The organism is Cupriavidus sp. 05N39, from assembly GCF_056397325.1.
Window position 1 is genome coordinate 22,038 of record NZ_JBFTNE010000125.1, and the last position, 9,645, is coordinate 31,682.

A 9,645-nucleotide genomic window follows, 5' to 3' on the forward strand; every position below is an offset into this window, starting at 1 on the left:
AGAACAGAAGACACAACAAATACCTGACTCCGTTTCCCCATGACCAAGCTTGACCGGGGGACGGCATCGAGGAGTGGAGACATGACGCCCCCTGTTGCATCCCCGTCCCCGGTGGCCGGCGCGGGTTTGCCGCCGGCTGCCGTCGCAGTGCTGCCGGCACGGTACAACGCGGCCGCGGACCTGCTGACGCGCAACCTCACCGCCGCCCGCGCCGGCAAGCTCGCCTATGTGGACGATGCCGGCACGCTCACCTTTGCCGCGCTCGACCGGCGCAGCCGGTGTTTTGCCGCCGCGCTGCTGGCGTCCGGTGTGCGCCCGGAGGAGCGCTTGCTGCTGTGTGCCCTCGACACCATCGATTTCCCCACGGTCTTCCTCGGGTGCCTGCTGGCTGGCGTGGTACCCGTGGCCGTGAATACCCTGCTGACGGTCGACGACTACGCTTATATGCTGGAGCACAGCGGCGCGCGCGCGGTAGTGGTGTCGGCGCCGCTGGCCGCCACGATGCGCGAGGCTATCGGCAAGGCCGGCACGGATCCCGCGCTGATGCTGGCCGGCCCCGATGACGCATCCGCCGGCCCGGCGCCCAGCGTGGCCGGGATGGCAGGGCAGGGCGCGCCGCTGGAAGGCGCTGCCGCAACGCGACCGGACGACATTGCATTCTGGCTCTATTCGTCCGGCTCCACGGGGCGGCCGAAGGGCACCGTGCATACGCATGGCAACCTGTTTCATACCGCCGATCTCTATGCGCGCCAGGTGCTCGGCCTGCGTGAAGACGATGTGGTTTTTTCCGCGGCGAAGCTGTTCTTTGCCTATGGCCTAGGCAACGCGCTGACGTTCCCGCTCGCTGTTGGCGCCACCACGGTGCTGATGGCCGAGCGCCCCACGCCGCAGGCTGTTTTCCGGCGCCTGCGCGAGCACCGGCCCACGGTTTTCTGCGGCGTGCCGACGCTTTACGCAGGCATGCTGGCCGCAAGCGACCTGCCCGCGCGGGCGGACGTCGCACTGCGGCTTTGCACCTCGGCGGGAGAAGCGCTGCCCAAGGATATGGGCGATCGTTTCCAGGCGCATTTTGGTTGCGACATCCTTGATGGGATCGGCTCCACGGAGATGCTGCACATCTTTCTCTCGAACCGTCCCGGCGACGTGCGCTACGGCACCACCGGCAAGCCGGTGCCCGGTTATGCGCTGAAGCTGCTCGACGAAGCGGGTCAGCCGTGCGCGCCGGGCGAGATCGGCGACCTCTTTATCAAGGGGCCGAGCGCCGCGCTGATGTACTGGGGGAACCGCGACAAGAGCCGCGACACCTTCGTTGGCGAATGGACCCGCAGTGGCGATAAATACCTGCAGGATGCGGACGGCTATTTCATCTACGCCGGGCGCAGCGACGACATGCTCAAGGTGGGCGGCATCTATGTCTCGCCATTCGAGGTGGAGGCGGTGCTGGCGCAGCACCCGGCCGTGCTGGAGGCCGCGGTGATCGGCGTGACCGATGCCGACGGGCTGGTCAAGCCCAAGGGCTTCGTGGTGATGCGCCCCGGCCACTCGTGGCATGAGGACATGGCGGCGGAGTTGCAGGTCTTTGTCAAGTCGCGGCTGGCTCCCTACAAATATCCGCGCCAGATCGAATGCGTGGCCGAGTTGCCGAAGACGGCCACCGGCAAGATCCAGCGTTTCCGCCTGCGCCAGCGCGAGGAAGCTGCGCAGGCCGGGGGCTGAGAATCAAAGTCCAAGGCAAGAAACAAAGACATAGGCAAAGGCAAAAGCATGCAAAGCGAGTTGGTGGAAATTCCTTTCGACGGCCGCCGTATCCAGGTGGAAGTGCAGTGGCTGCGCCCGGACCGGCAGGAGCGCCCGCTGGTGGTCTTCCTGCATGAAGGGCTGGGTTCAATCAGCATGTGGCGCGACTATCCGGCCGCCCTGTGCGAGGCCGGCGATTTTCGCGGGCTGGTGCTGTCGCGCTATGGCTATGGCCGCTCCACGCCGCGTCCCGCGGAGGAAAAGTGGGGCGTCGACTTCATGCACCGGCAAGCGAGCGAGGCCTTGCCGGCGCTGTTTGATGCACTTCAGATCGGGCCCGGCCGCAGCCGCGGCATGCCCTGGCTGTTCGGTCACAGCGACGGCGGCTCGATCGCCCTGATCTACGCCGGCAGCTTCCCGCAGGCAGTCGACGGGATCACCGTGCTGGCGCCTCACATCATGGTCGAGGACGTGTCGGTGAACAGCATCCGGGCCACCCGCGAAACCTACCTGCAGACCGATCTGCGCAGCAAGCTGGCACGCCATCATGCCGACGTGGATTCGGCCTTCTGGGGCTGGAACGACATCTGGCTCGATCCCGCCTTCCGCGCCTTCGATCTGCGGCCCTTGCTGCCGCAATTGCGTTGCCCTGTGCTCGCCGTGCAAGGCGAAGACGACGAATACGGCACCATGGCACAGATTGAGGGTATCCATCGATATGCGCCACAAACCGTCCTGCTTAAACTCCCGCGATGCGGCCACTCGCCGCACCGCGACCAGCCAGGGCCGTTGACGGATGCGGCGGTCCGGTTTATAACGGCGCATACTTCATACCTAAAATAATTTCGCGCCCCCTGCACGTTAGCCTGCATTTCCAGCGATTCCGGCAGTTCGCGAAGTCCGCGATTGCCGCGAGTCGCCCGGAAGCCCGCAGGCCGGCGATGCCGGCCCAGGCGACGGAAGTCGGCTTGACCACCAGGAGACATCCATGCATCGCTTCACATCGCGCGGGCTGGCGCCCGCATGCCTTGCCATTGCTGCATCCTTCGCCTTCGCCGCGGGCGCCAGCGCCCAAGGCACCGGCAAGATCAAGGTTGGCTTCATGCTGCCCTACACGGGTACTTACGCCTCCCTCGGCAATGCCATCGAGAATGGCTTCAAGATGTACGTGCAGGAGCAGGGCGGCAAGCTGGGCGGGCGTGAGATCGAGTACTTCAAGGTGGACGACGAGTCCGATCCCGCCAAGGCGCCGGAGAACGCTACCAAGCTGATCAAGCGCGACCAGGTCGATGTGGTGGTAGGCACGGTACACTCCGGCGTGCAGATGGGCATCGTCAAGGTAGCCAAGGAAAACAACACGCTGCTGATCATTCCCAATGCGGGCGTGGACGAAGCCACAGGCCCGCTGTGCGGCCCCAATATCTTCCGTTCTTCGTTCTCCAACTGGCAGCCGGGCTATGCCATGGGCCACGTGCTGGCCGAACGCGGCATGAAGAAGGTGGTCACGCTGACCTGGAAGTACGCGGCCGGGGAGCAGTCGGTCAAGGGCTTCAAGGAGGCCTTCGAAGCCAAGGGCGGCAAGGTGGTGAAAGAACTGAGCCTGCCGTTCCCCAACGTCGAGTTCCAGGCGCTGATCACCGAGGTGGCGTCGATCAAGCCCGATGCGGTGTTCGTCTTCTTTGCCGGCGGCGGCGCCGTGAAGTTCGTCAAGGACTGGGCCGCGGCGGGCCTCAAGGACAAGATCCCGCTCTACGCCTCGGGTTTCCTTACCGACGGCACGCTGGAAGCGCAGGGCAATGCGGCGCAAGGCCTGGAAACCACGCTGCACTATGCCGATGGCCTGTCCAACGCGCGCGACAAGGGCTTCCGCCTGGAGTACGCCAAAACCTACAAGCTGCAGCCGGACGTGTACGCCGTGCAAGGCTACGACGCCGCCCAGCTGCTGGCCGCCGGCGCCGGCGCGGTGAAGGGCGACATGACCAAGAAGGCCGAGGTCATCAAGGCGATGGAGCAGACCAAGGTCGACAGCCCGCGCGGCGCCTTTACGCTGTCGAAGGCGCACAATCCGGTGCAGGATTTCTACCTGCGCAAGGTGGACGGCCGCGAGAACAAGGTCGGCGCGATTGCCGTAAAGGGGCTGGCCGATCCGGCGCGCGGCTGCCGTCTCTGAACGGTTGAATGCTGTGGCCCGGCGCCGCTCCCGCGGCACCGGGCAGAAGTCCGGCCCGCCATGCCGTGTCCCGTCCGGGCCGGTAGCGGCGGAGCCGCATACCGCAACCGAGTTGCCGCTTTGCCGCATGGATATCCATGGATATCGTTTCCTTCTTCATACAGTGCCTTAACAGCATCCAGTACGGTTTGCTGCTCTTCCTCGTGGCGAGCGGCCTGACCCTGATCTTCGGCATCATGGGCGTGATCAACCTTGCCCATGGCAGCTTCTACATGCTGGGTGCCTACCTGGCCTTCACCCTGGCCGGGCTGACCGGCAACCTGTTGATCGCCATCCCGCTGGGCATCGTGCTGGCGGTGGCATTCGGCTATGTGCTGGAGTGGGTGTTTTTCAGCTACCTCTACGAGCGCGAGCATCTGCAGCAAGTGCTGATGACCTACGGCCTGATCCTGGTGTTCGAAGAGATGCGCAGCATCCTGGTGGACGACGACGTGCACGGCGTGACGGTGCCGGCGATGCTCGACTGGGCGCTGCCGATCGGCAACGACATGACCTATCCGGTCTATCGCCTGTTTATCTCGGCGATTTGCCTGCTGGTGGCCGCGGCCATGTACCTGGTGATCCGCCGCACGCGGCTGGGCATGATGATCCGCGCCGGTGCGACCAACCGCGAGATGGTGCAGTCGCTGGGCATTAACGTCACGGTGCTGTACCGCTTCGTGTTCGCCCTCGGGGTGGCGCTGGCGGTGCTGGCCGGCATGATCGCCGCACCGGTGTCCTCGGTCTATCCCGGCATGGGCGGCCAGGTGCTGATCGTGTGCTTCGTGGTGGTGGTGATCGGCGGCATCGGCTCGGTCAAGGGGGCCATGGTGGCCTCGCTGCTGCTGGGCTTTGTCGACACATTCGGCAAGGTGTTCTGGCAGGAGGCCTCCGGCGTGCTGATCTACCTGTTGATGGCACTCATCCTGCTCTGGAAACCCCAGGGCTTGTTCAAGGCGGGGTAAGGATATGCCGAGCGATATCAACGCACTGGACCGTCCGCTGCGCGCGCGTGGCGGGTCCGCGCACTTGCTGGGCGGCCTGGGATGGCTGGCGGCCTTTGCCGTGCTGGCGGTGCTGCCGCTGCTGCTGAATGCGGACGGGCAACGTTTCTATATCGAGTTGCTCAGCAAGGTCATGATCATGGCCATCTTCGCGCTGTCGCTCCAATTGCTGATCGGCTACAGCGGGCTGGTCAGCCTGGGTCACGCCGCCTATTTCGCCATGGCCGCCTATGCCACCGCGATGATGGCGCCGCAGGCCGGGCCGGGCAATGGCTGGCTCTTGCTGCTGGGCGCGCTTGGCGCGGCGGCGCTGCTGGCGCTAGTGGTGGGCGCGCTGGTGCTGCGCACGCGCGGCATCTATTTCATCATGGTCACGCTCGCCTTCGCCCAGATGGTGTACTTCGTGTTCCACGACACCAAGATCGCAGGCGGCAGCGACGGCACCTATATCTATTTCCGGCCCGAGTTCGGCTTGTTGGGGGCGCGGCCGTTCGATGTCAACGACGTCACGCATTTCTACTGGCTGGTGCTCGGCGCGCTGGCGCTGACGGTGGCCGGCCTGGCGGTGGTGCTGCGCTCGCGCTTCGGCCATGCGCTGGTGGGCATCAAGCATAACGAGCAGCGCATGCGCGCCGCCGGCTACGCCACCTACCGCTATCAGCTCGGCGCCTTCGTGGTGGCCGGCACGTTTGCCGGCCTGGCGGGCTATCTGTATGCCATCCAGTATGGCTTCGTCAATCCGGAGATCGCATCCTGGCACCAGTCCGGCAACGCCATGCTGATGGTGATTCTGGGCGGCGCGGGAAGCCTGGCCGGGGCGGTGCTGGGCGCCTTTTCCTTCGTGTTGCTCGCGGAATGGTTCAGCACGCTGACGAAGCACTGGCAACTGCTGATGGGCGGTTTCGTCATCGTGGCGGTGGCCTTGCTGCCACATGGACTGGTCAGCCTGGCGCGCGGGGTTGCGCGCCGGCGCCAAGGGGGATCCCGATGAATGCACCTGTCTTGTCGGCCCGCAAGCTGACCCGCCGCTTCGGTGGCCTCACGGCGGTGGGCGACGTGGATATCGACCTCGCCTTGCATGAGATCCACGCGGTGATCGGCACCAATGGCGCGGGCAAGTCGACGCTGATCAATATGCTGTCGGGCGAACTGCCGCCTTCGTCGGGCAGGCTGGAACTGCAGGGGCGCGACGTGACCGGCTGGTCGCAGCCGCGCCTGGCGCGCGAAGGCGTTGGCCGCAGCTACCAGCGCAACAATATCTTCCTGCCGCTGACGGTGCGCGAGAACTGCCGGCTGGCGGCCCAGTCGCGCGCGCAGCGGGCCTGGCGGCTGTGGGAAGACGCGCAGCGCTGCCGCACCAGCCGCGCGCTGGGCGACGAGGCGCTGGAGTGCGCTGGCCTGGCGGGTTGTGCCGATACCATCGCCACGGCCTTGTCGCATGGCCAGAAGCGTCAGCTCGAGGTCGCCATGTGCCTGGCCACCCAACCTACCGTGCTGCTGCTGGATGAGCCGCTGGCGGGCATGGGCGCGGAGGAGTCGGCGCGCATGCTGGCCCTGTTGCGCTCGCTGCGCGATGGCCATGCGGTATTGCTGGTCGAGCACGACATGGAGGCGGTCTTCTCGGTCGCCGACCGTATCACTGTGATGGTCAACGGCGCCGTTATCGCCTCGGGCGAACCGGACGCGATCCGCGTCAACCGCGAAGTCCAGCAGGCTTATCTTGGCGAAGAGGGCGAGGAGGGGGTGGCGACCCCCGTGCAAGCGGCGCCACGCAGGGAGCAAGCGGCATGAGCGCGATGATTCAAGCGAGCGGCGTGCACGCCTGGTATGGCAGCAGCCATGTCCTGCGCGGGGTCGATTTCAGCGTTGGCGCGGGCGAGACCGTGGGATTGCTTGGGCGCAACGGCATGGGCAAGAGCACGTTGCTGCGCACCTTGCTGGGCCATGTGCGGCAGCGCGAGGGAACCATTCTTGCCGCCGGGCGCGACGTTTCGCGCGCGCAGCCCTATGAGGTGGCGCGCCTGGGAGTGGCCTATGTGCCCGAAGGGCGTGGGATTTTCCCCAACCTCTCCGTGCGCGAGAACCTTGTGATGGCGGCGCGCAAGGGCCCGTCAGGACGGCTGGACTGGGACGAAGCAAGGGTGCTGGATCTCTTTCCGCGTCTCAAGGAGCGCCTTGGCCATGGCGGGCAACAGCTTTCCGGCGGCGAGCAGCAGATGCTGTCGATCGGGCGCGCCCTGATGACGAATCCCGATTGCCTGATCCTGGACGAGGCGACCGAAGGCCTGGCGCCGCGTATCGTCGCCGAGATCTGGCAGGTCATCGCCACCGTGCGCGCCACCGGCATTGCCTCCGTGGTGGTGGACCGCAACTACCGCACGGTACTGGCTAATGCCGACCGCGTGGTGGTGCTGGAGAAGGGCGCGGTTGTCATGAACGGTCCCGCCGCGGAACTGGCGGTGCAACCGGGCCTGCTGGATCGCTATTTAGGTGTCTAATTGTGCCTAAATCGACACAAATTGTGGTGGTGTAGCAACGGCAAGACGCATGCATGGCTCCGCCAGGTTTGTGGTTCAAGGCGCGCAAAGCGCTTGACCGGCCGGGACTTCCCTCTCATGCTTGACGCGTCATCAGCATATGGCGGGTTTCCAGGCGGGACGCTCCCAGTGGTCGCCACCCGGCACTTCATCTAGAATGGCGCGCGTTTGTGCAATGCAATAGCGGCGCGTTGCCGTTGCGCCCGATCAGGCGCACGCGCCGTGTGCCGAGGGCGTTGCGCGAGCCCTTCAACCAGACCTCTATCCATGACCCAGCCCGCAACCACCAGTCATTATTTTGTAGAAAGTCCCAGCAGGCGCGCGCTGGTGATCGGGGCAATCGGTGTCGTCTTCGGCGATATCGGTACCAGTCCGTTGTATGCGTTGAAGGAGTGCTTCAGTAGCGAGCATGGCATTCCCTTCAGCGACGCGGCCGTGATGGGCATCATTTCCATGCTGTTCTGGGCGATGATCATCGTGGTGTCGCTCAAGTACGTGATGTTCGTCATGCGGGCCGACAACGACGGCGAGGGCGGCATCCTGGCCCTGATGGCGCTGGCGCTGCGCACCGCCGCGCCGCGTTCGCGGATGGCGAAACTGCTGATGATGTTCGGCATCTTCGGCGCCTGCATGTTCTATGGCGACGCGGTGATCACGCCCGCGATCTCGGTGCTGTCCGCCGTCGAGGGCCTGGAAATCGCCGCGCCCGGGCTTTCTCACTTTGTCATACCGATCACCCTGGTGATCCTTGTGGCCCTTTTCATGATCCAGCGCAGCGGCACCGCCGCGGTGGGCAAGCTGTTCGGGCCGATCATGATGGTGTGGTTCGTGGCGCTCGGCGCGCTGGGCGTGTATCACATGGTGCATGCGCCCGGGATCCTGATGGCGGTGAATCCGTACTATGGGGTCATTTTCCTGATGGAGCATTCGCTGCAGGCCTTTGTGGTGCTCGGCTCGGTGTTCCTGGTGCTGACCGGCGCGGAAGCGCTCTATGCCGATATGGGCCACTTCGGCATCCGTCCGATCCGCATGGGCTGGTTCGCGGTGGTGATGCCGTGCCTGATGCTCAACTATTTCGGCCAGGGCGCCATGCTGCTGCAGAATCCCGAAGCCATCAGCAACCCGTTTTACCTGATGGTGCCGCAGCCTTTGCTGATCCCCATGGTGCTGCTGGCCACCTGCGCGACGGTGATTGCCTCGCAGGCGGTGATCTCGGGTGCCTTCTCGCTGACCAGCCAGGCCATCCAGCTTGGCTTCGTGCCGCGCATGCGCATCCGCTATACCTCGGACGCGGAAATCGGCCAGATCTACCTGCCGGTCATCAACTGGCTTCTGCTGGTGCTGGTGGTGATCGTGGTGGTGGCCTTCAAGAAGTCCGACAATCTGGCGGCTGCCTACGGCATCGCGGTGACCACCACCATGGTGATCACTACTTTCCTCGCCGCCGTGGTCATGCGCAATGTGTGGAAATGGAACCCGGTGCTGGTGACGCTGATCGGCCTGACGTTCCTGCTGGTCGACCTGGCCTTCTTCTCCGCCAACCTGCTGAAGATCGCCGAGGGCGGCTGGTTCCCGCTGCTGATGGGCGGCAGCGCCTTCTTCCTGCTGATGACCTGGCACAGCGGCCGCAAGCTGCTGCGCGCGCGCAGCCTGGAGGATGGCATTCCGCTCGAACCCTTCATCGGCGGCCTGCTGGCTCACCCACCGCACCGGGTCGAAGGGACGGCCGTCTTCCTGACCGGCAATACGGAGTCGGTGCCGGTCTCGCTGCTGCACAACCTCAAGCACAACCGCGTGCTGCATGAACGCGTGGTGTTCCTGAGCTTTGTGACGCGCGACGTGCCCTACGTGGACGACGATCATCGCCTCACGTGCAAGGACCTTGGCGGCGGCGTGTTTATCCTCAAGTCAGAATACGGCTTCAAGGAAACACCGGACGTGCAGCGGGTGCTGGACCTGGCCCAGCGCAAGCTCAATATGCAGTTCGAGTTGATGGAGACGTCGTTCTTCATCGCACGCGAGTCGGTCATTCCTTCAAAGCTGCCGGGCATGTCGATGTGGCGCGAGAGCTTGTTCGCCTGGATGCATCAGAACGGCGCCAAGCCTTCGGATTTCTTCCAGATCCCAGCCAACCGGGTGGTGGAGCTTGGTACCAAGG

Annotated in this window: 8 protein-coding genes; all 8 read left to right on the forward strand. The window is 64.9% G+C overall.

The window, feature by feature from the left end; genetic code table 11:
* Positions 1-81 precede the first annotated feature (81 nt).
* Entirely contained in the window at positions 82-1,716 is a 1,635-nt protein-coding gene (locus tag AC1DN0_RS35790; protein WP_441631254.1) for a benzoate-CoA ligase family protein, read from the forward strand.
* Between the two features lie 48 nt (positions 1,717-1,764).
* Positions 1,765-2,580: an alpha/beta fold hydrolase gene (locus AC1DN0_RS35795; RefSeq protein WP_441631252.1), complete on the forward strand. Its 816-nt coding sequence runs from the start codon at positions 1,765-1,767 to the stop codon at positions 2,578-2,580.
* A 145-nt stretch (positions 2,581-2,725) separates the two neighbouring features.
* Positions 2,726-3,907: an ABC transporter substrate-binding protein gene (locus AC1DN0_RS35800; protein WP_045241734.1), complete on the forward strand. Its 1,182-nt coding sequence runs from the start codon at positions 2,726-2,728 to the stop codon at positions 3,905-3,907.
* A 137-nt stretch (positions 3,908-4,044) separates the two neighbouring features.
* Positions 4,045-4,911, forward strand: coding sequence for a branched-chain amino acid ABC transporter permease (locus tag AC1DN0_RS35805; protein WP_447428473.1), 867 nt, complete (start codon positions 4,045-4,047; stop codon positions 4,909-4,911).
* Positions 4,912-4,915: 4 nt separating this feature from the next.
* Positions 4,916-5,941, forward strand: coding sequence for a branched-chain amino acid ABC transporter permease (locus AC1DN0_RS35810; RefSeq protein ID WP_441631247.1), 1,026 nt, complete (start codon positions 4,916-4,918; stop codon positions 5,939-5,941).
* A complete protein-coding gene (locus tag AC1DN0_RS35815) occupies positions 5,938-6,741 on the forward strand; it encodes an ABC transporter ATP-binding protein (protein WP_477111173.1) in 804 nt (267 codons plus the stop codon). Before AC1DN0_RS35810 ends, AC1DN0_RS35815 begins: the two co-directional genes overlap by 4 nt.
* Positions 6,738-7,448, forward strand: a complete 711-nt coding sequence (locus AC1DN0_RS35820; RefSeq protein ID WP_035860120.1) for an ABC transporter ATP-binding protein — start codon at positions 6,738-6,740, stop codon at positions 7,446-7,448. The genes AC1DN0_RS35815 and AC1DN0_RS35820 overlap by 4 nt, the downstream gene beginning before the upstream one ends.
* 306 nt (positions 7,449-7,754) lie before the next feature.
* Positions 7,755-9,645: potassium transporter Kup (locus tag AC1DN0_RS35825; RefSeq protein WP_477146402.1), on the forward strand; the 1,891-nt coding region annotated here is incomplete at its 3' end.